This is a genomic window from Nocardioides sp. P86, from assembly GCF_023712465.1.
GTDB classification, from domain to species: domain Bacteria; phylum Actinomycetota; class Actinomycetes; order Propionibacteriales; family Nocardioidaceae; genus Nocardioides; species Nocardioides kribbensis.
In genome coordinates this window covers 1,161,510-1,185,942 of record NZ_JAMAYE010000001.1, presented here as the reverse complement: position 1 = coordinate 1,185,942, position 24,433 = coordinate 1,161,510, and the positions used below count along the sequence as shown (strand labels likewise).

The 24,433-nt window shown below is 72.3% G+C and carries 21 protein-coding genes; 13 read left to right on the top strand and 8 right to left on the bottom strand.

Going from position 1 to position 24,433, the window contains the following annotated elements; genetic code table 11:
• Positions 1 to 43: 43 nt before the first annotated feature.
• Both M3673_RS05550 and lexA read right to left on the bottom strand, forming a co-directional pair.
• Complete coding sequence (locus M3673_RS05550) at positions 44 to 1,726, bottom strand: MXAN_6640 family putative metalloprotease (RefSeq protein WP_251532510.1); 1,683 nt, start codon at positions 1,724 to 1,726, stop codon at positions 44 to 46.
• 133 nt (positions 1,727 to 1,859) lie between these two features.
• Complete coding sequence (gene lexA, locus M3673_RS05545) at positions 1,860 to 2,636, bottom strand: transcriptional repressor LexA (RefSeq protein ID WP_251532509.1); 777 nt, start codon at positions 2,634 to 2,636, stop codon at positions 1,860 to 1,862.
• 370 nt (positions 2,637 to 3,006) lie between these two features.
• Between lexA and M3673_RS05540 the strand changes: the two genes are divergently transcribed.
• On the top strand, positions 3,007 to 3,336 hold the full coding sequence (locus tag M3673_RS05540) for a LysM peptidoglycan-binding domain-containing protein (RefSeq protein ID WP_056865751.1): 330 nt from the start codon (positions 3,007 to 3,009) through the stop codon (positions 3,334 to 3,336).
• A 137-nt stretch (positions 3,337 to 3,473) separates the two neighbouring features.
• Here M3673_RS05540 and M3673_RS05535 read toward each other — a convergent pair whose 3' ends face one another.
• Complete coding sequence (locus tag M3673_RS05535) at positions 3,474 to 3,842, bottom strand: hypothetical protein (RefSeq protein ID WP_056904885.1); 369 nt, start codon at positions 3,840 to 3,842, stop codon at positions 3,474 to 3,476.
• A gap of 116 nt (positions 3,843 to 3,958) precedes the next feature.
• Here M3673_RS05535 and M3673_RS05530 point away from each other — a divergent pair, with 116 nt between their 5' ends.
• Complete coding sequence (locus M3673_RS05530) at positions 3,959 to 4,462, top strand: mismatch-specific DNA-glycosylase (RefSeq protein ID WP_251532508.1); 504 nt, start codon at positions 3,959 to 3,961, stop codon at positions 4,460 to 4,462.
• Positions 4,463 to 4,466: 4 nt separating this feature from the next.
• Here M3673_RS05530 and M3673_RS05525 read toward each other — a convergent pair whose 3' ends face one another.
• Positions 4,467 to 5,486 carry an alcohol dehydrogenase catalytic domain-containing protein gene (locus tag M3673_RS05525; RefSeq protein WP_251532507.1) on the bottom strand — a complete coding sequence of 340 codons (1,020 nt, stop codon included), beginning with the start codon at positions 5,484 to 5,486 and terminating at the stop codon, positions 4,467 to 4,469.
• 436 nt (positions 5,487 to 5,922) lie between these two features.
• On the opposite strand from M3673_RS05525, the gene nrdR reads away from it, so the two are divergent.
• From nrdR to M3673_RS05495, 6 genes are all read left to right on the top strand, one after another.
• A complete protein-coding gene (gene nrdR / locus M3673_RS05520; protein WP_056904883.1) occupies positions 5,923 to 6,423 on the top strand; it encodes a transcriptional regulator NrdR in 501 nt (166 codons plus the stop codon).
• 177 nt (positions 6,424 to 6,600) lie between these two features.
• Positions 6,601 to 9,504, top strand: a complete 2,904-nt coding sequence (locus tag M3673_RS05515) for a vitamin B12-dependent ribonucleotide reductase (RefSeq protein WP_056904882.1) — start codon at positions 6,601 to 6,603, stop codon at positions 9,502 to 9,504.
• 856 nt (positions 9,505 to 10,360) lie between these two features.
• Complete coding sequence (locus M3673_RS05510; RefSeq protein ID WP_193663213.1) at positions 10,361 to 11,419, top strand: nucleotidyltransferase; 1,059 nt, start codon at positions 10,361 to 10,363, stop codon at positions 11,417 to 11,419.
• Positions 11,404 to 11,928, top strand: coding sequence for a hypothetical protein (locus M3673_RS05505; RefSeq protein WP_251532506.1), 525 nt, complete (start codon positions 11,404 to 11,406; stop codon positions 11,926 to 11,928). Before M3673_RS05510 ends, M3673_RS05505 begins: the two co-directional genes overlap by 16 nt.
• Positions 11,916 to 12,524: a hypothetical protein gene (locus M3673_RS05500; protein ID WP_251532505.1), complete on the top strand. Its 609-nt coding sequence runs from the start codon at positions 11,916 to 11,918 to the stop codon at positions 12,522 to 12,524. The genes M3673_RS05505 and M3673_RS05500 overlap by 13 nt, the downstream gene beginning before the upstream one ends.
• Positions 12,525 to 12,998: 474 nt before the next feature.
• Complete coding sequence (locus M3673_RS05495; protein WP_308196112.1) at positions 12,999 to 13,847, top strand: tetrahydrofolate dehydrogenase/cyclohydrolase catalytic domain-containing protein; 849 nt, start codon at positions 12,999 to 13,001, stop codon at positions 13,845 to 13,847.
• Between the two features lie 459 nt (positions 13,848 to 14,306).
• Here the strand turns inward: M3673_RS05495 and M3673_RS05490 are convergent, their stop codons facing one another.
• Positions 14,307 to 14,633, bottom strand: coding sequence for a hypothetical protein (locus M3673_RS05490; RefSeq protein WP_251532504.1), 327 nt, complete (start codon positions 14,631 to 14,633; stop codon positions 14,307 to 14,309).
• Complete coding sequence (locus M3673_RS05485) at positions 14,630 to 15,493, bottom strand: tryptophan 2,3-dioxygenase (RefSeq protein ID WP_251532503.1); 864 nt, start codon at positions 15,491 to 15,493, stop codon at positions 14,630 to 14,632. The genes M3673_RS05490 and M3673_RS05485 overlap by 4 nt, the downstream gene beginning before the upstream one ends.
• Between M3673_RS05485 and M3673_RS05480 the strand changes: the two genes are divergently transcribed.
• The 4 genes from M3673_RS05480 to M3673_RS05465 all read left to right on the top strand — a co-directional run bounded on the left by M3673_RS05480 (position 15,380) and on the right by M3673_RS05465 (position 21,037).
• On the top strand, positions 15,380 to 16,975 hold the full coding sequence (locus M3673_RS05480) for a hypothetical protein (RefSeq protein WP_374108178.1): 1,596 nt from the start codon (positions 15,380 to 15,382) through the stop codon (positions 16,973 to 16,975). The genes M3673_RS05485 and M3673_RS05480 overlap by 114 nt on opposite strands.
• A 118-nt stretch (positions 16,976 to 17,093) precedes the next feature.
• Entirely contained in the window at positions 17,094 to 18,038 is a 945-nt protein-coding gene (locus tag M3673_RS05475; RefSeq protein ID WP_251532501.1) for a nuclease-related domain-containing protein, read from the top strand.
• 163 nt (positions 18,039 to 18,201) lie between these two features.
• Positions 18,202 to 19,578 carry an NAD-dependent succinate-semialdehyde dehydrogenase gene (locus M3673_RS05470; RefSeq protein WP_251532500.1) on the top strand — a complete coding sequence of 459 codons (1,377 nt, stop codon included), beginning with the start codon at positions 18,202 to 18,204 and terminating at the stop codon, positions 19,576 to 19,578.
• Positions 19,579 to 19,882: 304 nt separating this feature from the next.
• Complete coding sequence (locus M3673_RS05465; protein WP_193663203.1) at positions 19,883 to 21,037, top strand: magnesium and cobalt transport protein CorA; 1,155 nt, start codon at positions 19,883 to 19,885, stop codon at positions 21,035 to 21,037.
• 55 nt (positions 21,038 to 21,092) lie between these two features.
• Here the strand turns inward: M3673_RS05465 and M3673_RS05460 are convergent, their stop codons facing one another.
• Entirely contained in the window at positions 21,093 to 21,755 is a 663-nt protein-coding gene (locus tag M3673_RS05460) for a hypothetical protein (protein WP_251532499.1), read from the bottom strand.
• 205 nt (positions 21,756 to 21,960) lie between these two features.
• Here M3673_RS05460 and M3673_RS05455 point away from each other — a divergent pair, with 205 nt between their 5' ends.
• Positions 21,961 to 23,625 (top strand): alkaline phosphatase, encoded by a 1,665-nt coding sequence (locus M3673_RS05455; protein WP_251532498.1) that lies wholly within the window; start codon positions 21,961 to 21,963, stop codon positions 23,623 to 23,625.
• 24 nt (positions 23,626 to 23,649) lie between these two features.
• On the opposite strand, the gene M3673_RS05450 is transcribed toward M3673_RS05455, so the two are convergent.
• Positions 23,650 to 24,057: a VOC family protein gene (locus M3673_RS05450; protein WP_251532497.1), complete on the bottom strand. Its 408-nt coding sequence runs from the start codon at positions 24,055 to 24,057 to the stop codon at positions 23,650 to 23,652.
• Between the last annotated feature and the right edge of the window lie 376 nt (positions 24,058 to 24,433).

Here is a 24,433-nt window from a genome sequence, read left to right as displayed (position 1 = left end):
GCGGCTACCCGCACCGATCGTTCACCTGCCGGGCGCGGTCCCGTCACCCGGCAGGGACGGCCCTCCCGGTGAGGGTGAAGCGGAGCCCGTCGTCGACCGGGCGACCACCGCAGGGCCACGTGCTCGTCCCGCCGTTGCTGCAGTTGCGGTAGCGGGCGCTGCCGTTGACCAGCGTGACCTCGACGTAGGAGGTGCGGGCCGAGGAGAAGCCGACCCGGGTGACGGCGTCGCCGGCGCGGTCGAGCCGCAGGACCCGGGTGGAGGGGGTGCCGGAGGTGGGCACGACGGTGACGACCGCCGCAGAGCCGCGCGTCGGTGACGGCAGGTCGAGGGACAGCCGCAGCCGCCAGCCGCCCCCGAGGCCGGCGCCCGGGGTGAAGCGCTGGCTGGCGCTGCTGAGGTGGTCGAGGTAGACCCGCTGGGCGCCCACGGAGCGCTTCGAGCCCGTCAGGGTCGTGCGCTTCCACAGCGGGGTCTTGGGGTAGGACTGCGCCCTGCCCTCGGCGTAGGCGCGGCCGGGACGCAGGTTGGCGTCGGCGAAGCGGGCGAAGGACTCGCTCAGGGACACGTCGTGCTGGCGGCGCAGCACCTGCTCGACGGCCTGGGTGGAGTACTCGTCACGGTCGCCGGCGGCGGCGCCGGCGCGCTCCCAGATCGTGCGCACCAGCACGGGCAGTCCGCCGACCGCGGCGGGGTGGCGCTCGGTGAGGTGGCGGAAGAAGATCCAGTCGCCGTAGACCGCGAGGTCCTCGTCGCGGTCCATCGACTGCCGCGGGTGGGAGAGCGGGCTGTCGGCGAGGTACTGCACGTTGTCGTCGACGGAGTCGAAGAGCTCGTCCTCGGCCCAGGTGGCGGTGGCCTCGATGAGCCAGCCGTCCTCGCCGGCGTCGTAGGCGTACTGGACGGCGTGGAAGTACTCGTGCGCCGCGGTCACCTGGAGGTTCTCGGTCGGCAGGTTCGTGGGGAACTGCCCGGTGCGGTAGTCGTTGTCGAGCACGCAGTAGGCGGGCACGTCGCGCGCGTCGTCGGGCACGTCGTCGTCGGAGGTGCAGTAGCCGTAGAAGCCCATGCTGCCGACGTCGCCCAGGTAGACGTCGGTGCGGGCGTCGCCGCCCTTGGCGCCGTCGGGCAGCGGCGTGCGGTAGCCCGCGCCGGCGTAGGTGTCGTGCACGTCCTGGAGCGTCGAGAGTGCGAAGTCGACGTAGTCCGGGACGCCGTTGCCCGCACCACCGGCGCCCCCGCTCGCGTCCTTGGCCGGCACGTTGTTGCCCGAGGCGCCGCCGACGACGTAGTGCACGCACAGGTCGTCGGTGCAGATGCGCCGCACGGCGTCGCCCTCGTAGTCGAGGTAGCCGTCACCGCGCCTGTCGGTCGGCCGGGCGAGGTAGGCCGCGGCCTCCGCGCGGTCGTCGGGGGAGAGGGCGTCCATGCTCAGCGCGAGGTCGCGCAGCGCACCCGTGAGGTCGGCCTCGCCGGCCTGCGCCAGGGTCTGCTGGGCCTCCGCGGGGCTGGTCGCCGGGTCGACCAGCGTCTCGACCACCTGGAGGGCCGCGAGGGCCTGCTCGTCCGGCGTCCCGGTCTCGTCCGGGCCCGGCAGTCCAGGCATCCCCGGGAGCCCGGGCACCCCGGGGAGGTCGACCTGGGGGGCTGCGACGGCCGTGCCGGGCAGGACCGGGACGCACAGGGCGCCCGCGAGGAGCAGGGCGGACAGGGGACGAAGGCGCACGTCGGGCACTCCAGTGGGTCGAGGGTTCCGGCTGTCCGTCCAGGCTCTCACGGGTCGCCGACACGCACGCCGGCCCGCCCTCCGTGGGGGAGGACGGGCCGGCGCCGGGTGTCCCGGGTGGGTGCGCCTCGGGCTAGACGCTGCGCAGGACGGCGGTGACGACGCCCAGGATCGTGGCGTGGGTGCCGTCGATCGGGTCGTAGGCCTCGTTGTGCGGCATCAGCCAGACCTGGCCGTTCTTGCGCTGCAGGGTCTTCACGGTCGCCTCGCCGTCGATGAGGGCGGCGACGATGGTGCCGTTGTCGGCGGTCTGCTCCTTGCGGATGACGACGTAGTCGCCGCTGCAGATCGCCGCGTCGATCATCGAGTCGCCCACGACCTCGAGCAGGAAGAGCTGCCCCTCGCCGACGAGCTGCTTGGGCAGGGGGAAGACGTCCTGCACCTGCTCCTCGGCCAGGATCGGGCCGCCGGCCGCGATCCGGCCGACGACCGGGACGTAGGTGGCGGCCGGCACGGAGTCGCCGACCCCGGTCTCGTCGTAGCCGCTCTCCTCGGCCGCCGAGATCGACCGGCGTGCGGCCATCACCTCGGGCAGGAAGACCTCCAGCGCCCGGGGGCGGTTGGGGTCGCGCTTGAGGAAGCCCTTCTCCTCGAGCACCTTGAGCTGATGGGCGACGCTCGAGGTGCTGGTGAGGCCGACCGCGTTGCCGATCTCGCGCATGCTCGGCGGGTAGCCGCGCTTCTCGATCGCGTCGCGGATGGTGGCCAGCACCCGCAGCTGCCGCGGCGTGAGGCCGGTGGCGTTGGGCGCGCCGTCGGGCAGCTCGGTCACCGTGCCGTCCGCCGTGCCGCCGGTCGGGCCCTGCGTGGGACCGCCCCCGGTCCGCCCCCGGGTGTCCTTGGTCGCCATCGTCTGCCTCTCCGCTGGTCGGTGCCACCGATCGGTGTCGCTGGTCGCCCGGTCGGGCGATGTGCTCACCATGCCAGGAGGCCCCGAGGGTTTCAAACACCTGTTCGAACGGCGTGTCGGACCGTCCGCGCCGCTCCAGGGCAGCAGGTCCGGGCCTCCGTGTCGGGCCGGCGGTCGAACAGATGTTCGCTCGACCCCTTGTGCTGTTCGAACGCGTGATCTAACGTCGTACACATGTTCGATCGAACGTGTGGTCGAGCCGGTGCGCGACGGCGGTCCTCCAGGACTGTCGGTGGTCACCACTAGACATCACCTCGTCCACCTCGAGCTCCACCCCACGGCTGACCGCCCCCTTCCCCAGGAGGTCCCCATGAGCACCACGATCCAGCACCCCGCCGCATCCCGTGTCGCCACGCACCACGTGCGGCTGACCCGGCGTGGGCGACTCGTGGTGTTCACGCTCTCGCTCCTGGCCATCCTCGCCGTCGGCGTGTGGTTGGCCGCCGGGTCGGTGGCCACCTCCCAGGCGCAGCCCACCGAGGTGATCGTGGTCGGCACCGGCGAGACGCTGTGGGACATCGCGGCCGACGTCGCCGACGACGGTGACGTGCGCTCGACCATCGCCGAGATCCAGCAGCTCAACGACCTCGACGGCGGCATGGTCGCCGCGGGCCAGCGTCTGCGCATCCCGCTGGCGTGACCTCGGGCGCCGTCGTCGGCGCCCCCATCGACATCACCGGTCGCCTCGACCCCGGCCGGTGAGCAGCGGGGAAAGTGCAGGAGGGCGGGCCCCACCGGGCCCGCCCTCCTCTGCCGTCCAGGGGTGCTGCCGGCCGGTCAGCGCGCGGCGCGGCGCCCGCCGGGCGGGCGGGGCGCGGCCGGCTCGAGGTCCTCGCCGCCGCTGCCGTCCGGGGCGGCACCGGTCGGTGCGGTGGTGATGCCGAGCTCGCGGAGCAGGCGTGCCACCAGCAGGAGGCCCACGAAGAGGCACGCCACCGCTCCGACCGAGGCCAGGGCGAGGAACGCCCACGAGCCGGAGTCGCCGTCGCGGGCGGCGGTGCCGAAGTCGATCGCGGCGTAGACGAGGTAGCCCCAGGCCACGACGGCCGCCGTCACGGCCAGGGCCAGCGCCAGCAGGCGCGGGCGCAGCTGGCGGGGCGCCCGGGTGCCCTTGCGCGAGCCCGCTCGCTTGCCCGCTGTCGCCACGGGCTCATTCTGTCCGATCGGCAGGGACTTCGCAGCGCGACACCACCATCGCGTCGCGCCCGTCGACCCGAAGCCCTGACCCGGTGCCCTGACCCGGTGGCTGGCACGGTGGGGGCATGGAGGTCCTCCCCGACATCGTGGCCACGGAGCCGGCGATCGTGTTCTGCGGCCTGGCCGGCGCCGACTCGACCCGCACCCGGGAGCACTACTACGACTCGCCCGGCAACTCCTTCTGGGAGTCGATGCACCTGTCCGGTCTCTCGCCGCGTCGGTTGCGCCCGGAGGAGGACCGTGAAGTGGCCACCCTCGGTCTCGGCCTGACCGACCTGGTCGGCCACTGGGACCCGCGGTGGGTCGAGGTCGACGAGCTCGTCGCCAAGGTGGAGCGCTGGCGGCCCGACTGGCTGGCCTTCACCAGCAAGGGTGTCGCCCACGAGGCCGCGCGTGCGCTGGGTCGACGCGCGCACCCCCGTCTCGGCGCCCACGACTGGTACGTCGGGACCGCGCAGGTCTTCGTGCTGCCCGGGACGAGCGGGGCCAACCATCGTCGTGACTACGACGGTCGGCCCACGCGCGTCGCGTGGTGGCGCGAGCTGGCCCAGCTGGCCGGTCGCGCCTGAGTCGTCAGCCGACGGTGAGCACCATCCGGAAGCGGGCGTCGCCGGCCATCATCCGGGCGTAGGCCTCGTTCGCCTGCTCCAGCGGCATGGTCTCGATCTGCGCCTCGACGCCGGTGAGGGCGCTGAAGTTCAGGGTGTCCTCGCTGTCGGCCGCAGTACCCGAGGCGTGACCGGCCACGGAGCCGTTGATCGGGATGAGGGCGGCGGCCGGCACGGGGATCGGCTGCTCGGCCGCACCGACCACGACCAGCTCGCCGTCGACGCCCAGGCCGGGGATGGTCGAGGCGACGGCGTCGCCGTTGGTGACGGTGGAGAGCACGACGCGGGCGCCGCCGAGCTTGGCCAGCTCCTCGCCGGGGTCGGTGGCAGTGGAGTCGATGTAGGTGTGCGCGCCCAGGCCCAGGGCGAGGTCGGCCTTCTCGGTGCCGCGGGCGATGGCGGCGACGCGGAAGCCCATCTTGGCGGCGTACTGCACGCCGAGGTGGCCCAGGCCGCCGACGCCGAGCACGGCGACCAGGTCGCCGGGGCGCGCGCCCGTGCGGCGCAGGCCGTTGTAGGTCGTGACGCCTGCGCACATCAGGGGGGCGGCGAGCTCGGGGGCGAGCTCCTCGGGCATGGCGGCCATGGCCGCGGCGGGCACCAGCACGTAGTCGGCGTAGCCGCCGTCGCGCTGGACGCCGGGGATCTGGGTGTTCTCGCAGGCGATCAGCGCGCCCATCCGGCAGGGGCGGCACCAGCCGCAGGCTCCGCCGTACCAGCCGACGCCGACGCGCTGGCCCTCGCGCCAGCCCTGCACGCCCTCGCCCAGGCTGTGCACGGAGCCGGCGACCTCGTGGCCGGGCACCACGGGGAAGCTGACGCCGGGGTAGACGCCCTCGCGGGCGAACATGTCGCTGTGGCAGACGCCGCAGGCGGCGACCTTCACCACGGCCTCGCCGGGTCCCGGGGTCGGCACCGGGCGCTCCTCGAGGGTGAACTCCTGGCTCTTGGCCTTGACCACCATGGCTCGCATCGTCTCGCTCATGGCACGGACGCTAGGCCGAGCGGGGCGCCGACCGGCTCACCCCATGCGGCAGGACGGGGAGCCCGATCGAGCCCCGTGGAGCCGCGACACGCCCGGACCGCGGTCGGTACGGCCACCGTGCGGTCACCGTCGCACCCCGCTGACCTGCGGGTTTGGCGGAGCCCCCGACGCGACCCGGCGGGACACGCCGAACAGGTTGCGCGGTGTGCGCGACGGGCGTACGGTTCCCCTACATCTAGTACTTACACGGATGTAGTTATCCACATCTAGTGCACAGCGCCAGGGTGGATGGTTCACAACAGGCCCGGTGTTCTCCACATGACCGGGCGTTTTATCCACAGCTCCTGGCCATCCGACGAGGGTGTCACAGGCGCGCCGCCACGCTCCCGCAGCCGTCCCGCACCGTCCGTTCGACCCGTCCGAGAGGAGACCTGTCGTGCACTGCCCGTTCTGCCACCACGCCGACACCAAGGTCCTCGACTCGCGGGTCGGCGACGACGGCGGCTCGGTGCGCCGGCGTCGGCAGTGCCTGGCGTGCAAGGAGCGGTTCACCACCGTCGAGCTCATGCCGCTCGCCGTGGTGAAGCGCTCCGGCGCGACCGAGCCGTTCCACCGCGAGAAGGCCGTCGCCGGTGCCCGCAAGGCCTGCAAGGGCCGGCCGGTCACCGAGGACGACCTGGCCTGCCTCGGCCAGGCCGTCGAGGACGCCCTGCGCGGCCTCGGCCAGGCCGAGGTCCCCGCCCACGAGGTGGGGCTGGCCATCCTCGCGCCGCTGCGCGAGCTCGACGAGGTGGCCTACCTCCGCTTCGCCAGCGTCTACAAGGCCTTCGAGTCCGCCGAGGACTTCGAGGCCGAGATCGCCCAGCTGCGCACCCACCGCGCCGAGCAGCTCACCGAGCTGGTCGAGGGGCGCGACCCCCAGCCCACCACGGGCTGACCCAGACCGCCCGGCAGGCAGTGGGGAAGCTGCCTGCCGGGCGCACCACCTCCTCCCCACCGGACCGACCCCCACGCCGGTCCGCCCGCCGAGTGTCGGTGGTCAGCGCGACCATCGACACGAGCCCGACCACGCACCACAACGACCAGCAAGCACGCGACACAGGGAGAGCAGCACATGACGGAGACGATGAGCGGGGCCCAGACCGGCGCCTCGGCGGCGGGCAAGGGCCTGACCTTCGAGCGCACGTTCAGCACCGCCGGCGTGCACCCCTACGACGAGATCACCTGGGAGCGCCGCGACGTCGTCCAGACCAACTGGAAGACAGGCGCCACCGTCTTCGAGCAGAAGAACGTGGAGTTCCCCGACTTCTGGTCGGTCAACGCCTCCACGATCGTCACCACCAAGTACTTCCGCGGCGCCGTCGGCTCCGACACCCGCGAGCAGAGCCTGCGCGAGCTCGTCGACCGGGTCGTGAAGACCTACCGCAAGGGCGGCGAGGACAACGGCTACTTCGCGTCCCCGGCCGACGCCGAGGTCTTCGAGCACGAGCTGACCTGGCTGCTGGTGCACCAGTACTTCTCGTTCAACTCCCCGGTGTGGTTCAACGTCGGCACGCCCTCCCCGCAGCAGGTCTCGGCCTGCTTCATCCTCTCGGTCGACGACTCCATGGACTCGATCCTGAACTGGTACAAGGAGGAGGGCTTCATCTTCAAGGGCGGCTCCGGCGCCGGCCTCAACCTCTCCCGCATCCGCTCCTCCAAGGAGCTGCTCTCCTCCGGCGGCACCGCCTCGGGCCCCGTCTCCTTCATGCGCGGCGCCGACGCCTCCGCCGGCACCATCAAGTCCGGCGGTGCCACGCGCCGCGCGGCGAAGATGGTCGTGCTCGACGTCGACCACCCCGACATCGAGGAGTTCGTGGCGACCAAGGCGCGCGAGGAGGACAAGATCCGCGCCCTGCGCGACGCCGGCTTCGACATGGACCTCGGCGGCGACGACATCACCTCGGTGCAGTACCAGAACGCCAACAACTCCGTGCGCGTCTCCGACGAGTTCATGCGCGCGGTCGAGAACGGCACCGACTTCGGCCTGCGCTCGCGCAAGGACGGCTCGGTCATCGAGACCGTCGACGCCCGCGACCTGTGGCGCAAGATCGCCACCGCCGCGTGGGAGTGCGCCGACCCGGGCATGCAGTACGACGACACCATCAACGACTGGCACACCAACCCCGAGACCGGCCGCATCACCGCGTCCAACCCCTGCTCGGAGTACATGTCGCTCGACAACTCCTCGTGCAACCTCGCCAGCCTCAACCTGCTGAAGTTCCTCAAGGACGACGACACCTTCGACGGCGCGCTGTTCGCGAAGGCCGTGGAGTTCATCATCACCGCGATGGACATCTCCATCTGCTTCGCCGACTTCCCGACCGAGTCGATCGGCCAGACCACCCGCGACTACCGCCAGCTCGGCATCGGCTACGCCAACCTCGGCGCGCTGCTCATGGCCATGGGCCTGGGCTACGACTCCGACGGCGGCCGCGCCATGGCCGCCACCATCACCTCGCTGATGACCGGCACCTCCTACAAGCGCTCGGCCGAGATCGCCGGCGTCGTGGGCCCCTACACCGGCTACGCCCGCAACGCCGACGCCCACAAGCGCGTCATGCGCAAGCACCAGGCCGCCAACGACACGGTGCGCCCGGTCCACATCGCCGACGAGCAGGTCCACAAGCTGGCCACGGCCGCGTGGGCCCAGGTGCAGGAGCTCGGCGCGAAGCACGGCTTCCGCAACGCGCAGGCCTCGGTGCTCGCGCCCACCGGCACCATCGGCTTCATGATGGACTGCGACACCACCGGCATCGAGCCCGACTTCTCGCTGGTGAAGTTCAAGAAGCTCGTCGGTGGCGGCTCCATGCAGATCGTCAACCAGACCATCCCGCGCGCCCTGCGCAAGATGGGCTACCAGCCCGAGCAGGTCGAGGCGATCGTCGACCACATCGCCGCCGAGGGCCACGTCATCGACGCCCCGGGTCTGCGCCAGGAGCACTACGAGGTCTTCGACACCGCCATGGGCGCCCGCGCCCTGGCCCCGATGGGCCACGTGCGGATGATGGCGGCCTGCCAGCCGTTCCTCTCCGGTGCGATCTCCAAGACCGTCAACCTCCCCGAGACCGCCACGGTCGAGGAGATCGAGGACGTCTACTTCCAGTCCTGGAAGCTCGGCCTCAAGGCCACCGCGGTCTACCGCGACAACTGCAAGGTCGGCCAGCCCATGTCGAGCGGCAAGGGCGACAACAAGGGCACCGACTCCAACAAGAGCGCCGACGCCGCCCCGGTCGAGACCAAGGTCGTCGAGAAGGTCGTCTACGCCCCGACCCGCAAGCGCCTGCCCAAGTCGCGCGTCTCGCGCACCACCTCCTTCACCGTGGGTGGCGCCGAGGGCTACATGACCTCGGGTGCGCACGCCGACGGCGAGCTCGGCGAGATCTTCCTCAAGCTCGGCAAGCAGGGCTCGACCCTGGCCGGCGTCATGGACGCGTTCTCGATCGCGGTCAGCATCGGCCTGCAGTACGGCGTGCCGCTGGAGACCTACGTCTCGAAGTTCACCAACCTGCGCTTCGAGCCCGCCGGCCTCACCGACGACCCCGACGTGCGGATGAGCCAGTCGATCATGGACTACATCTTCCGCCGCCTGGCCCTGGACTACCTGCCCTTCGAGCAGCGCCAGGCCATGGGGATCTACTCCGCCGACGAGCGTCAGCGCTACCTCGAGACCGGCTCCTACGAGCCCGTCGTCGAGACCGGCGGCGCCGCGGAGCTCATCGACGAGCCGGTCGCCTCGGCGCCGGTCGCCGAGCCCGAGACCGTCGAGGGTGTCGTCACCCACGACACCGAGGGCGCCTCGCAGCGCGAGGTCCCGGCCCAGCCGGCCAAGGAGGCCCACACCTCCGCCGAGCTGATGGAGAAGATCACCGGCACCGCGATCGACTCCCCGCTGTGCTTCACCTGCGGCACCAAGATGCGCCCCGCAGGCTCCTGCTACGTCTGCGAGGGCTGCGGCAGCACCTCCGGCTGCAGCTGAAATCAACCGAGGGTTCCGTGTCCCCTGCGGGGGCCGGATCTGCTCGAACAGGAAGTGAGAACTGCCTTGAACTAACCAAGATGCGGTGTCCCCCTTGGGGGGCTAGCTCCCCGACAGTGGGACACCGCATCCCCGGGGTCGAACTTGGTTGGGCCAGTCGCCGACTGGCCCGCGAACCTCCGTCAACGACCCCAGGTGGAAGAGGAACATCGTGATCAGCCAGACCCAGCACACGAACCAGGGCGACGCCTCGGCGCTGGATGCTGCCTCGAACGACGGCGCTGATCCGATCCGACTCATCCCCAACCTTGACCGGCCCGGCCTCCCGCAGTGTGGGGAGCCGGGCCGGCCCCACGTCTGGCACCTGTCGAGCGCTATCCGCTCTCGTGCCGCGGCCTGCGTCGTCGCATCGCGCTGGCCCACGAAGCTCTCGCCGACGGTTCAGCGTCGGTGCGAGGTGATCAACTGCACGCGGGCCATCGAGGCCCACACAAGAACTCGAGGCCCGGTCCTGGCAGACCGGGCCTCGGGGGCACCGACCGAGTGGCCGAGTGCGGGGCGTTCACCCGTATGTGACCACCCCCGGTGCCGGCTTGTCCATACGGCATCAGGGGCGGGGGTGAAGAGAGAGATGACCAAGAGGAACACGAGGCAGACGAGCGCGAAGGCTGCGTCGGCTGCCAGCAAGGTGCTGAGCAACCCGAAGGCGGGCAAGGCCGCGAAGTCGGCTGCCGCCAGCGCGTTGTCGCAGACGCCGAAGCGGAAGTGACTCTCGGCGGCCCTCCCTACGGGGAGGGCCGCCACCACGGCCGTGCCGTCCGGCACGACCACTCTCTTCAACCTCTAGGAGGCCCGCATGAAGCGGACCGTGGACAACTCGTTCATCAAGCTCGACGAGAACCTCAACCTCGACCCGTTCGTGCGCCAGAAGGCGCAGACGCTGCACAACACCATCCGCGACGACCTCACCAAGGCCGGGCTCATCGCGGGCAGCTTCCTGCAGGGGTCGTTCGCCCGCAAGACGATGCTGAAGCCGCTAAAGGACGTCGACATCGTGTGCCTGCTGCCCCCCTACCTGTGGGAGCAGCTGCGCGGCCCCGACGGCCCGGGCAGGGCCATGGAGTCGTTCAAGGCGCCCATCGTGGACCGGTGGCCCGACGTCCAGTTCGACGTGGGTGACGAGCCGTCCGGCAAGGCGCTGCGGCTGACGCTCAGCGACGTCGACTTCACCATCGACCTCGTGCCGGCCTTCGACACCGACAACGACTACGTCCTCATCGGTGACCGCTTCGAGGGGACCTGGGAGCAGAGCAACACGCGCATCCAGCTGAAGCGTGTCTCTGACCGGAACCAGGCCACGGACGGCCGGTTCGTCCACCAGGTCCGCGAGGTCAAGGCGTTCACGAAGCACCACGAGGAGCTCGACTTCGTCTCCGGCATCGTCGTGGAGTCGCTCGCGTACGCAGTCGTCGGCCGCAAGATGCTCGACAAGGACGCGGTGGCTGCCGTCCTGGCGTACGCCAAGGACGGCGTCAAGGGTCCGGTTCTTGAGCCGGCCGGAGAGGACGACGTCACCATCAAGTGGACCGACGAGGAGCGGGAGACCGCTGCCCGGGTGTACGCCGAGGCCTCCCGCAAGGCGTCCGAGGCGCTCCGGCTCGAGCGTGCCGGCGACATGGACGGCGCCATCAGCGTGTGGCACTCCCTGTTCGGGGACGCGTTCCCCGACGCGCCGATCCGCCCCGTCCTCGACGTGATGACCGCCTTCGCGGCCGGCAGCGTGTCGAGTGCGGGACGTCCGAGCACCACGACGGTCGCGCAGCAGGCCGCGGCCCCGGGCCGCTCCTGGACCCGCGGACCGGACGGTGGCCAGGGCTCGGTCTTCGGCCTGCCGGGCACGTGGCCCTCGCGCTGAGCGACGTCCTGGACGACCCGGCGCGCGTGCGCCGGGTTCTCCAGGACGAGGTGTTCGGCGTGACCGTCGACGACCTTCGTGAGCCTCGGTACGGCGGCCTGGTCATCGACCTCACGTTCGCGCCCCTGCCCGAGCTGGGAGTGGCCGGCTACGGCGTCGAGCGCGGCCGGGTAAGCGTCCGACCTGACGGCGCCATCTACGCGTTCCCACTCGGGCCGGACCGCACCTGGCACCACCGCAACCCGTCCCCGCTCGGGCCCCGGTTCGGGAAGCTCGCCGGCGACCTGTGCCTGTGGTACCCGAAGGACCCCCGGGCGCTGCGATGGGAGTGGGACGACGGCCTGGAGCAGTACGTCACCCGTGTGCATCGCCACCTGCTCTTCGAGGAGTACTACCGCCGCGAGGGTCAGTGGCCGGTCGAGGACGCCCCGCACGCTGAGCCTGTCAACGGCGCGCACCCCATCCGGAGCGCCTTCATGCGCGAGGAGGAGCGACGATGGGCGTCCTGACCATTCACCTGTTGGCCGCCGAGGTCGTCACCCACGTGGCTGAGGCCGGCGGGGCACCCGCAGCGCCCGGGAGTGAAGACCCCTCGACGAGCGTGTGGCTCCTCGTCGTCATCACCTTGCTCGGCTCATCCGTCCTTGCTGGGCTCATCACCAGCGTGCTCGGGAATCTGCGGGCCGCCGCGACCGCTCGTCGCGAGGGGTACGCGAACGCAGTCCGGTCGCTCATCTCGCGTGGGGAGTACCCGTACCGGGTCCGGCGCCGGGTCTCCGATGACCCTGCCGTGCTCGCCGCGCTGGTGGAGCGGGGCCATGACCTGCAGGAGCAGTTGGCTGCGTGCCGGACCTGGGTGGCCTCCGAGCACGGGGACCTCGGGGACATGTTCGAGCAGGCGCTCGCCGCCGTCGACGCAACGGTGAAGCAGGCGACGGGGGACGCGTGGAACCAGCCGCCCATCACAGCCGCCTCCGGGATGAACCTCAACGGCTGGGGACCGGGGGACCAGTGGCCGCACGTCGCCAAGCTGGAACGTGCCATCATGTATCGCTTCGGATGGCGTCGACTGCTGCCTCGGAGACTTTGGCGCCTCCAGCCCTGATCCGACTTCGACAGGCGGCACGCCGCATCTGGGTAGTCCGGATGTGATCCCCCGCAACTACGGTGATCTTGACGAGTTCGACTCCTCATCAGGGTCACCGTTCGTCGCGGGGGGAGATCCCGTGGCACACGAGGTCAAGGTCCGGCAACCGCTCGCGGCCCTAGACCTCGACATCGCCGAGCGGGCTCTCGGCGAGCGTCCCCTGGACCGGCGCAAAAGGGACCACGTCCCGGCTCATCGACCTGTCACGATTGCCCGCCGGTTTCGGCTAGTTCGCTGCGGCGAAGCGCCGAAACGCGGTGACCTGCGGGAACGCGGCCGCACACGACTTCCCCGCTAGTGAGATCTGGAACCGCGTTCACCGCGTTCCCGGAACGTGGGAACGCCCGGACATTCTGATGAGCGGGCGTCACCACGAGCCAACGACTGCCGCCGGGGGGCCACCAGGCATCATGAGGACCTGTGTCAGCACTCATGATGCCCGGAGCCCCCGTCGCCGACGCCGTGCTCGCCGACGTCCGTGCCCGCGCCGCGGTACTGGTCGCTGCTGGCCACGTCCCCGGCCTGGCCACGTTGCTCGTCGGTGACGACCCAGCTAGCGCTGGGTACATTCGGATGAAGCAGGAGAAGGCCGCCGAGCTGGGCTTCACCTCTCCACATGTGCACCTACCGAGCAGCGCGACCCAGGCCGACGTGCTCGCGGTGATCTCGGAGTTCAATGCCGACACGGCGGTGGACGCCATGCTCTTCCAGCACCCTGCGCCCCGGCACATCGACTACGACGCGGCGCTCGCGACGGTCGACCCCGACAAGGACGTCGACGGGATGCAGCCAGTCAACGTCGGACGTCTCGCCCTGGGGCTGCCCGCGCCCGTCGCCTGCACACCGGCTGGTATCGAGGCGCTGCTGGCCCACTACGAGATCCCTGTCGCTGGCCAAGACGTCTGCATCGTCGGACGCGGTGCCACCATCGGTCGTCCGTTGGCGCTGTTGCTCTCCCAGAAGCGGGACGCCGCGAACGCCGCAGTCACCGTCGTGCACACCGGTGTACCCGACTGGGCCGAGTACACCCGCCGCGCCAGCATCGTCGTCGCCGCCGCGGGCGTTCCCGGCATGATCCGGCCCGAACACCTGACCCCCGGCGTCACGGTCGTCGGCGCGGGCGTGCGCTATAAAGGGCGACGTCTACTGCCCGATGTCGACGAGTCCTGCGAGGCCGTTGCCGGTGCTATCACGCCGCGGGTCGGCGGAGTCGGCCCGACAACGATCGCCATGCTGTTCCGAAACGCAGTCGAGGCCGCCGAGCGGCACGCCCGAACCTGAGCGGCTGCGTCTACCGGGGGTCTACCCCTGTCCCCACGCGGTCGTCCCCTGCCCGCGGTCGTTGGGAACCGCCAGGCTGACGGCTCGCCCGGCCGGGGACATCAACTCTCCTGTCCGGTGCAGGACTGGCCGAGGTTTCCTCGAGGGTTGCACCCATGCTCCGTTCGCTGTTGCTTCCGGGGGATCACTCCCACTCGCTGTCGGGCCGGCAGGTCTGGGCTGCGATCCGCCCGAGACCGGGGATACTAGGTGCATGCGAGGGGATCGAAATGCGGGGGGACAGGGGCCCTTCGCCCAAGACCTCGTGACGCCTCCAGCATCGCCACCGGCTCGATCCCTCCAGCACACAGGGACCGGGCCGGTGGCCGTTGCGGACCAGACGAGGCCCAGCTGCTGTGCGGTGACGATGGGCTCGCGCAGTCCAGGCAGCGACCGAGCCGTCCCCAGCAATCCCGACCGTCACGGGACCTGGGCGAGCCCCCACAGGGACAGGGTGGTCACGAGCGGCAGGGCCGCCACCATGAGGCCGAGGGCCGTGGTGCCGCGGCTCCCGGCCGGCCGCTGGACGATCAGGGCGAGGGCCAGGAAGCCGGTGGTGGTGAAGGCGAGCACGGTGGGCGTGAAGGGGAACGCTCCGTCGCACACGCGCGCTGCCCACCCGGTGAGCGGCGCGTAGGTGCCGGCCCAGGCGGTGTCACACGTGGGACCCCAGTCGATCATCAGGTAGCCACCGAGGCTGCCGGTGACCACCCACACCGCAGCGAGGAGCGGCCGCGGCGACGTCACGACGGGCCGCCGCCGATGCCAGTGCGCACGGAGTACAGCTCGGGGAAGAACGTGAGCTCCAGCGCGCGCTGGAGGAAGCCGACGCCGGAGCTGCCGCCGGTGCCGGTCTTGAAGCCGATGGTGCGCTGCACGGTGCGCAGGTGGCGGAAGCGCCAGAGCTGGAAGGCGTCCTCGAGGTCGACGAGGTCCTCGCAGATCGCGTAGCCCTCCCAGTGGGTGCGTGGGTCGTCGTAGAGGGCGGCGAGCACCGGCACGAGGTCGGGCCGCTCGACCCAGGCCTCACGGACGTCGCGGCCCAGGACGTCGGCGGGCACGTCGTGGCCGTGACGGGCCAGGAAGGCCAGGAGGGCGTCGTAGACGGTGGGGGTGTCGAGCAGGTCCTGCAGCTCGGCGCGCACGGCCGGCTTGGCGTCGAAGACACCGAGCATGCGGGCGTTCTTGTTGCCGAGGATGAACTCCACCCCGCGGTACTGGTGAGACTGGAAGCCCGACGAGGGGCCGAGGGCGTCGCGGAACCCGCCGTACTCGCTGGGGGTGAGCGTGGCCAGCACCGACCACTGCTCGGTGAGGGTGCGGAAGATGTGCTTGACCCGGGCCAGCGCCTTGCGGGCCCGGTCGACGTCGTCGGCCTCGAGGTAGCCGCGCACGCCGCGCAGCTCGTGGAGGACGAGCTTGAACCACAGCTCGGTGGTCTGGTGCTGGACGATGAAGAGCAGCTCGTCGGGGTGGACCGGGTCGCTGACCGGGTGCTGCGCGGAGAGCAGCCGGTCGAGGTCGAGGTAGGTGCCGTAGTCCAGCGCCTCGCGCAGGTCGGTGCGGATGCCCTCCTCGAGTGGTCGCTCACCGTGCTCCAGGGCCATGGGGGTCTCCTCGGGTCGGGGTCGACCCCCGGGTCGGTGGCCGCGGCCACGTCACACGGAGGCGGCCGTGCCAGAGCCTGCCACGCCGCCGGACCGAGCAGGCCCCGACTGTCGGTGGTCGCCCCTAGCGTGACGGGCATCGCAGCGGCACCGGGTCGCGGCGCGACGGGGACGGGGCGTGCGGTGACGCAGCTGACGGGATCGTGGCGGGAGCTCCGCCGGCGACTGGGCGACCGGCTGGCCGAGCTCGGGGACGGCGAGGTGGTGTCCCTCGGGGTCGAGGTCGTGGACACGGACACGGGCCAGAGGCCGGGCGTCAGGCTGACCGGGTGGGGTGCGGGCATGGTGCGGGCGGAGGTGGTGGCGGGTGCAGGCGCCGACGCGGCCCTCCGCCGGGGTCTGCTCGACCTCGGGTGGCTCGACCCCGCCGCGGAGCCGGGCGAGGAGCCCGACGCCGCGGTCCTGGGGGTCCTCGACCGCCCGCGAGCGAGGGCCGACGAGCTGGCGGCGCTGGCCGTGCTCGCGCTCACGGAGGTCCTCGGTTGTCCTGACCCGGCGTTCCTCGCGACCGATCTCGACCTCCGGGGCCTCCGGTCGGAGGGCGGGCAGGAGCCGACACGGACGTCCCCGGCGCCGCTGGCCACGATGCCCGAGGGTGTCGAGCACCTGCAGGAGATGGTCGACGAGGTGCTCCTGGAGCTGTCGGAGGGCGAGGAGCTCGAGCGCGACGAGGACGGCGACGTGCCGGTCCGGGTCGGCCTGTCGACGGTGTTCGTGCGGGTCCTCGACGACGTGCCGGTGGTGCGCCTCTTCGGGTGGCTGGCCGTCGACCTGCCCGACCACGCTGCAGCGCTGCGCGAGGTCGCCCTGCTCGCGGCGCGCATGCCGTTCCTCCAGCTGCGGGCGGTGGAGGGCGAGATCGAGTTCGGCCACGACCTGCACGCCCTGCCCTTCGCGCCCATGCAGCTGCGGGTCGTGCTGTCGCGGATCATGCAGGAGATCGACGAGGCCGCGCGCGACACGGTGGCGCGGCTCGGTGGCCGGCGCTACCTCCAGCCGCCGACGGAGCCGGCGCCGGCGGCCCGCACGGCGGCCTTCGAGCGCCTGGCCCGCCTCGGGCCCGGAGCCGTCGACCTCGCGGAGGCCACGCCCCTGGCCGCCGTGGTCGAGCTCATGGCCGACGCCCGGCTCGCCCCGGAGCTGGTGGCCGAGCTGTTCGACCACGACCGGCGCCTCATCGTGGCCCACCTCGTGGGTGTGCGTGCCGGCCACCTCGACGTGACCGGCGTGGACGTCGAGGAGCTGCTCGCCGGCCTGCGCGCTGCGCTGCGCCTGGTGGTGTGGCGTCAGTCCCGCGAGCGGGAGCCCGCCCCGCCGCGTCCCGTGGTGGCCCGGAGGCGCGAGCGCCAGCTCTCGTTGCTGCCCGACGACGAGCCCGGGCTCGAGCTGTTCGACCCGGGGGAGGAGGCGCGCTGGGCCTGAGGCGGCCCGAGGTGACGCCCCGCCGATGCGGCGCCTGCGGTTCCTCAACCCTGCTGAGCGGCTGCCGATGACGTCTTTACCTTGACGTCGACGGCCGCGCAGGCCACGAGGGAGCACCATGACCGACCCGTCCGCCGGGGAGTCGGCCGAGGCCGTGGCCCGCCGCCACCGGGAGAAGATCGCCCGACTCGAGCGCGCCGCGGAGAGGTGGGAGCGCGGCGCCGCCGGTGAGCGCGCCACCGCCGACGTGCTCGCGACGCTCCCGGCGGAGTGGACGGCGTTCCACGACATCCGGTGGCCGGGTCGCAAGCTCGCCAACGTCGACCACGTGGTCCTCGGCCCGGGCGGGGTCTTCGTCATCGACACCAAGAACTGGTCGGGGGTGGTCGAGGTGCGTGACGACGTCCTGCGGCAGGGCGGGTGGAAGCGCGAGCGGGAGGTCGCCGCTGCCGCCGAGGCGGCCATCGCCGTCAGTCTGGCCACACCGCACGTCAGCTCGCAGCTGGCCGTGCCGGTGCTGTGCTTCGTCCGCGAGGAGCGGGTCGAGGGCTGGGCCCGCGACGTCATGGTCTGCTCGACCTCGACGCTCACCGAGATGCTCCTCTCACGACCGACCGTGCTCGAGCGCGAGCAGCTCCGCCAGATCTGGGACGCGTTGCGCGCCATGCCACGAGCGACCGGGCCCGCGTCGCACGCGCCCGTGTCGACCGAGTCTGTCTCACGTGGGCCCGTGTCGCTCGGAGCCGGGGGGTCGGCCGTGCGCCGCAAGCAGCCGCCCGCCCGGACTCCCGGCCCGGGCAGGACGACGGCGCCGCCGCGCCCCGGCCCGTCGGGTCCCCGCCGTTCGCTGGCCGCCCTGGCGGCGACCCTGGTCGTCGGGGCCCTGGGCGGGGTCTACCTCTCGTCTGCAGGCGACGCCGACGAGCCGTCGGCCCCGGACCGCAGCCGCACCGGGACGACGGGCGGTCGGTCCGGCGGCGGGCCCGACGGTGCCGGGGCGGGTGCGGCCCGGGGCGGTGCCGACGCGGTGCAGCCGACGCAGCGCTCCCGTCCCAGCGACTGAGAGGGGCCGGCGACGCGGCGCGCCGGCGGGCCCGGGGTCGTGGCTGCGACCACCCCGACGGGCCCTTGCGCCGTGCTCCGCGCGGACTACCGTCGAGAAGGCCGGTGAGCGCGGCACCAACGAGGGTGCGGCGTGATCGCCGGCGGCACGGAGAGGACGCGAGATGAGCGACTACCAGGTGGTCAACCCGTCGACGGGCGAGGTCGAGAAGGAGTACCCGACGGCGACCGATGCCGAGGTGCAGGACGCGCTGGCGCGCTCGCACGCGGCGTACGGCCAGTGGCGCACCACCGACAAGTCCGAGCGCACCGCGGTGCTGCACAAGGTGGCCGACCTCTTCGACGAGCGCATCGACGACCTCGCCGCGATCATCGCCCGCGAGATGGGCAAGCCGCTGCGCGAGGGCAAGGGCGAGCTGCAGCTGGTCGCCTCGATCTTCCGCTACTACGCCGACGAGGGCCCGGGCCTGCTGGCCGACGAGCCGCTGAGCCCGTCGATGGGCGGCAACGCGGTCGTGCGCAAGGAGGCCGTGGGAGCTCTGCTGGGGATCATGCCGTGGAACTTCCCGTACTACCAGGTGGCCCGGTTCGCCGCGCCCAACCTGATGATCGGCAACACCATCCTGCTCAAGCACGCCCCCCAGTGCCCGGAGTCGGCGCTGGCCATCGAGCAGATCTTCCACGACGCCGGCCTGCCGGCCGACGCCTACATCAACCTCTTCGCCACCAACGACCAGGCCGCCGACATCATCGCCGACCCCCGCGTCGTGGGCGTCTCGGTCACCGGCAGCGAGCGCGCCGGCGCCGCGGTGGCCGAGGTCGCGGGCCGCAACCTGAAGAAGGTCGTGCTCGAGCTCGGCGGCTCCGACCCCTTCATCGTGCTCGACGCCTCCGACCTCGGTGCGGCGGTCAAGACCGCCGTGCGCGGACGCATGGGCAACGCCGGCCAGGCCTGCAACGCCGCCAAGCGCATGATCGTCGTCGACGACCTCTACGACGACTTCGTCGAGCAGTTCACGCAGAGGATGTCGGCCCTGCAGCCGGGCGACCCGTTCGAGGACGGCACCGGCTTCGGTCCGCTGTCCTCGGAGGGCGCCGCGCAGACCCTGGTCGAGCAGCTCGAGGACGCCAAGGCCAAGGGTGCCACCGTGCGCACCGGTGGCAACCGCGTCGACCGCCCGGGCTCCTTCGTCGAGGCCACCGTGCTCACCGACGTCACCCCCGACATGCGGGCCTACGGCGAGGAGCTCTTCGGACCCGCCGCCGTCGTCTACCGCGTGGCCGACGCCGCGGAGGCCATCGAGCTGGCCAACGCCTCCTCCTTCGGCCTCGGCGGGGTGGTGTGGAGCGACGACGTCGAGAAGGCCCAGCAGGTCGCCGACCAGCTCGACACCGGCATGGTGTGGATCAACAGCGCGCAGGGCACGGCCGCCGACCTGCCCTTCGGCGGCACCAAGCGCTCCGGCGTGGGCCGCGAGCTCGGCCCCTACGGCATCGACGAGTTCGTCAACAAGAAGCTCATCTACACCCCCCAGGGCTGACCCGGGGAGGCCGCCCCGCAGACCCGCGGGTGAACGGCGCACGACCGCACGGGGCCGGCCGGACGAACACCGTCCGACCGGCCCCGCGTGGCGTGCGGGAGCGGCCGCGGCGGTTTCCGCACAGCCGCGCCGCGGCCTATCGTGGACGCCGAGACAGACGAGCCACGGGCGTGGCGCAGACGGACGGGGGAGGTGGTCGCCGTGAGCGGTGAACCTCCCAGTCGTCCCCGTCCCGCTGCCTGAGGCAGCCCCGCCCGCCGCGCCCACCGCCCGGCGCAGCCCGTCCGCGGAGGAGTCTCCCGTCATGTCCGAGCGCCCGTTCCTGCCCCTGCGCCACCTCGCCGGCCGTCGTCGTGCGCCCCACCCCGCGCCCGCCGCGCCCGCCGCCGCGGCGGCCCCCGACAGCACGCGGGTGGGCCACGAGACCCTCGTCGACGCCGCGGTCTACGTCGACGGCGACCGCGTCGAGTCGCTGAGCAGCCTCGCCGACACCTACCGCTGCCTGCGCGAGCGCGGCGACGAGGCCCCCGACGACGGCGCCATCGCCTGGATCGGTCTCTACCGCCCCGACCAGCACGACCTGGCCTCGCTGGCCGAGGAGTTCGACCTGCACGAGCTGGCGCTGGAGGACGCGATCCTCGCCCACCAGCGGCCCAAGCTGGAGCGCTACGACGACACCCTCTTCGTCGTCCTGCGCGCCGCGAGGTACGTCGACGCCACGGAGGAGGTGGAGTTCGGCGAGGTGCACGTCTTCGTCGGCCCCGACTTCGTGGTCAACGTGCGCCACAGCGAGGCCCCCGACCTGGCCGCCGTGCGCCGGCGCCTGGAGAGCAACCCCGACCTGCTGCGGCTGGGACCGGAGGCGATCCTCTACGCCATCCTCGACCGGGTCGTCGACGGCTACGCCCCGGTCGTCGCTGGCTTGGAGAACGACATCGACGAGATCGAGGTGCAGGTCTTCACCGGCGACCCGGGCGTCTCGCGGCGCATCTACGAGCTGACCCGCGAGGTCATCGAGTTCCAGCGGGCCACCGGCCCGCTGCTCACCGTCGTGCGGCGCCTGACCATGGGCTTCGCGAAGTACCGCACCGACGAGGAGCTCCAGCGCTACCTGCGCGACGTCGAGGACCACCTCGTCACCGTCACCGAGAAGGTCGACGGCCTGCGCCAGCTGCTGCGTGACATCCTCACCGTCAACGCCACCCTCGTGGCCCAGCAGCAGAACGAGGAGATGAAGAACCTCAGCGAGGTCAGCATCTCCCAGAACGAGGAGGTCAAGCGGATCTCGGCGTGGGCCGCGATCCTCTTCGCGCCGACCCTGGTCGGCACGGTCTACGGCATGAACTTCGACTCGATGCCCGAGCTGCACTGGCGCTTCGGCTACCCGATGGCCGTGGTCATGATGTTCATGGTCAGCGTCGTGCTCTACGTGGTCTTCCGCCGGCGCCGCTGGATCTGAGCAGACTGGATCTGAGCAGACCCGCGGGCGCCGGCGGACCACGCCGGGGTGGTGCTCAGGCGCAGTTGTCGCACTCGCCGGTGGGCGGGATGGCCATGAAGCAGGTGGGGCAGATGTCGGGCTGCGCCTCCTCGCGGTTCTTCTTCCGCTCGCGGGTGACGACCATGTCGTAGCGCGGGGAGAGCGCGGCGTTGCCGCCGTCGGCCGGGAGGGTGGCGTCGGCCCAGCGGTAGCACTCCATGCGGGCCAGGGCGGCGTGCTTCTCGCGGGCCAGCGGGTCGCTGATCGGGTCGGCGTCCTGCAGGCGCAGCACCTCGTCGTAGGCCTCGCCGACGGTGCCGTGCACGCCGTGGACCACCAGGGCGGTCAGCGGGGGCTCGCCGGCGGCGTGGACCTCGGCCGCGACGCGGGCCAGCACGCGCCCGATCCAGTTGCTGGGGTTGCTGCGGGTGCGCACGCCGGTGTCGGCCTGCAGCCGCCCGGCGAACTCGGTGTGGGTGATCAGGCCGTGGTAGGTGCCGGCCACCTCGGTCAGCACCGGGCGCGCGGCGGCGACCCAGACGTCCTCGCCCTCGGCGGCGGTCACGGGCTCGGCGGGCGCCTCCGGCTCGGAGCTCTCCTCCGGGTCCGGGGTCTCCGTCTCGTCGCGGTCGTCCTCGAGGGCCTCGTCGGGCTCCACGTCGGTCGGGCTGGCAGGGGTCGTCGTCTCGAGGCTCATGACGTCCGTACTGGAGCTGGCACGTGTCGGGCGTGGTCGCGCGGCGCCGTGCCCCGGCTCCCTCACCCTCGACTGTACGGCGAGGACGCCAGCCGCACCGAATGCGCCGGCCGACGCACCGGTGTGCCGGACGCCTTCCCGAGGCGACCGGCGAGGTTCACCCGCAGGACCACCCCGCGCCACCTCGGTGGTGTGGCCTCGGGGCATGACCGATCTCGGACGCCCCGCCGCCAGCCCCGCCAGCAGCTCCGCCGCCAGCCCCGCCGCCAGCCCCGCCGGCGGCGCCACCCCCTCGCCGGTGGGCCGCCGCGCGGTGCTGCGTGCGGGCGCGCTCACCGCCGGTGCGCTGACCACGCTGGGCGCCACGAGCGGGGTGGCGGCCACCTCGCCGCAGGTGCGGCAGGCCGCGTCGGCCGGTGGGCTGGTGACGCGGCGCCTGACGCTGCCCTCGGGCGTGCAGAGCGGCGACGTCACCCCGCGCGCCGCCGTGCTGTGGGCGCGCTCGAGCGGGCGCGGGCGGCTCGTGGCCCACCTGCGCAGCGGTCGACGACGCCGTGTCGTCCGCGGTCCCTGGGCAACCGACGCCTCCGACCTGACCGCCAAGATCGCCCTCGACGGGCTCGCCCCGGGCCGGGAGTGGGAGGCGGAGCTGGCCTTCGAGGACGAGCAGGGCCGGCGCGGCGAGGCCCGGGTCGCGCGGTTCTCGACCTCGTCGCTGCGCCCGGCGGCCACCAGCTTCGTGTGGACCGGCGACACCTGCGGCCAGGGCTGGGGGATCAACCCCGACCTCGGCGGGCTGCGGGGCTACGCCGCGATGCACGCCACGCGTCCCGACCTCTTCGTCCACGCCGGCGACACCGTCTACTCCGACGGCCCGATCGCCGCGGAGGTCGTCGAGCCCGACGGGCAGGTCTGGCGCAACCTGGTCATCCCCGAGGTGACCAAGGTCGCCGAGACCCTCGCGGAGTTCCGCGGACGCCACCGCTACAACCTCATGGACGACAACGTGCGCGCCTTCTACGCCGACACCCCCGTCGTCGCGCAGTGGGACGACCACGAGACCACCAACAACTGGTGGCCCGGCGAGGTGCTCACCGACGAGCGCTACACCGCCGAGCGTCGCGTCGACGTGCTCGCCGCCCGCGCCCGGCGCGCCTGGCAGGAGTGGCAGCCGATCGCCGACCCCCGCGCCCACGGACGCGGCAGCGGCTTCGCGGAGGCCCGGATCTACCGCAAGGTCTCGCGCGGGGCCCACCTCGACGTCTTCTGCCTCGACATGCGCACCTTCAAGGACCCCAACACCCCCGGCCTCGAGCAGGAGCGCACCAGCGTCCTGGGCCGCGAGCAGCTCGACTGGCTGGTGCGAGAGGTGCGCCGCTCGACCGCGACCTGGAAGGTGATCTCCGCCGACCTGCCGATCGGGCTCGTCGTGCCCGACGGCAGCGCCCAGGAGGGCCTGGCCAACCGCGATCGCGGCGCCCCGCTCGGCAAGGAGCAGGAGATCGCCGAGGTGCTCAGCGCCTTCAAGCGCCACGGCGTGCGCAACACCGTGTGGATCACCGCCGACGTGCACTACTGCGCGGCCCACCACTACGACCCGGCACGCGCTGGCTTCACCGACTTCGACCCCTTCTGGGAGTTCGTGGCCGGGCCGATCGCCTCGGGCACCTTCGGACCCAACGACCTCGACGGCACCTTCGGGCCCGAGGTGGTCTTCAGCAAGGTCGCGGGCACGCCGGGGGAGTCGCCGCGGGCGGGCAACCAGTTCTTCGGCCACGCCGCGATCGACCGCGCCGGGCTGCTGACCATGAGCCTGCGCGACCAGTCCGGCGCGGTGCTGTTCAGCCGCGATCTCGAGCCGCAGCGCTAGCGGCGTACGTCGTGCCGCGCCGGATCAGGCCGGGGCCGCGATGTTGACCAGCCACGTGACGCCGAAGCGGTCGGCGCACTGGCCGAAGACGTCGCCCCACACCTGCCGCTCCAGCGGCACGTGCACCTGGCCGCCCTCGGCCAGCGCCTCGAACCATCCGCGCAGCCGGGGCTCGTCGTCGCCGCTCAGGCTGAGGGTCACGGTGTCGCCGGGGGTCACGGTCATGCCCGGCGGGACGTCGGCGGCCATCAGCGTGACGCCGTGCTCGCCGCGCAGCATGGCGTGCATGACCTGGTCGGCGTGCTCGCCCTGCTCGCCCATCTGCGCGAAGGTCATCACGTCGAGCTCGCCGCCGAAGAGCGACTGGTAGTGGGTCATCGCCTCGCGGGCGGTGCCGTGGAGGTGGAGGTAGGGGTTCAGCAGGACCGGCATCGGGGCTCCTCGGGTCGGCGGCGGTCGGGCGGTGGCACGACCGGTGTGCGGGTGTGCAGACCGGCGGTGTCCCGTGGAGTCATCGGCGTGACGCCGGGCGGCGGTGAGAAGGGTCACCGGGTGTCGGCTTGATCGGCACCCGGGGGGCCGTGGCAGCCTCGGTGCCTCCTCCGGCACACCGGAGGCACCCGGCCCGAGCCGAGGCCCGTCACGGCGCCGGGGTGACCCCAGCAGCACGCAGTGACGGGCGCGGGAGACCCGAGCAGGACGCCGCGGCGCAGGCCGCGGCTCGGGGTGGAGCCGGAGCGACCGCGAGGGAGCGCCGGCCGGGCACAGGCGCCCGAACCCGACAGGACCCCTTCCGCAGGCGATGCCT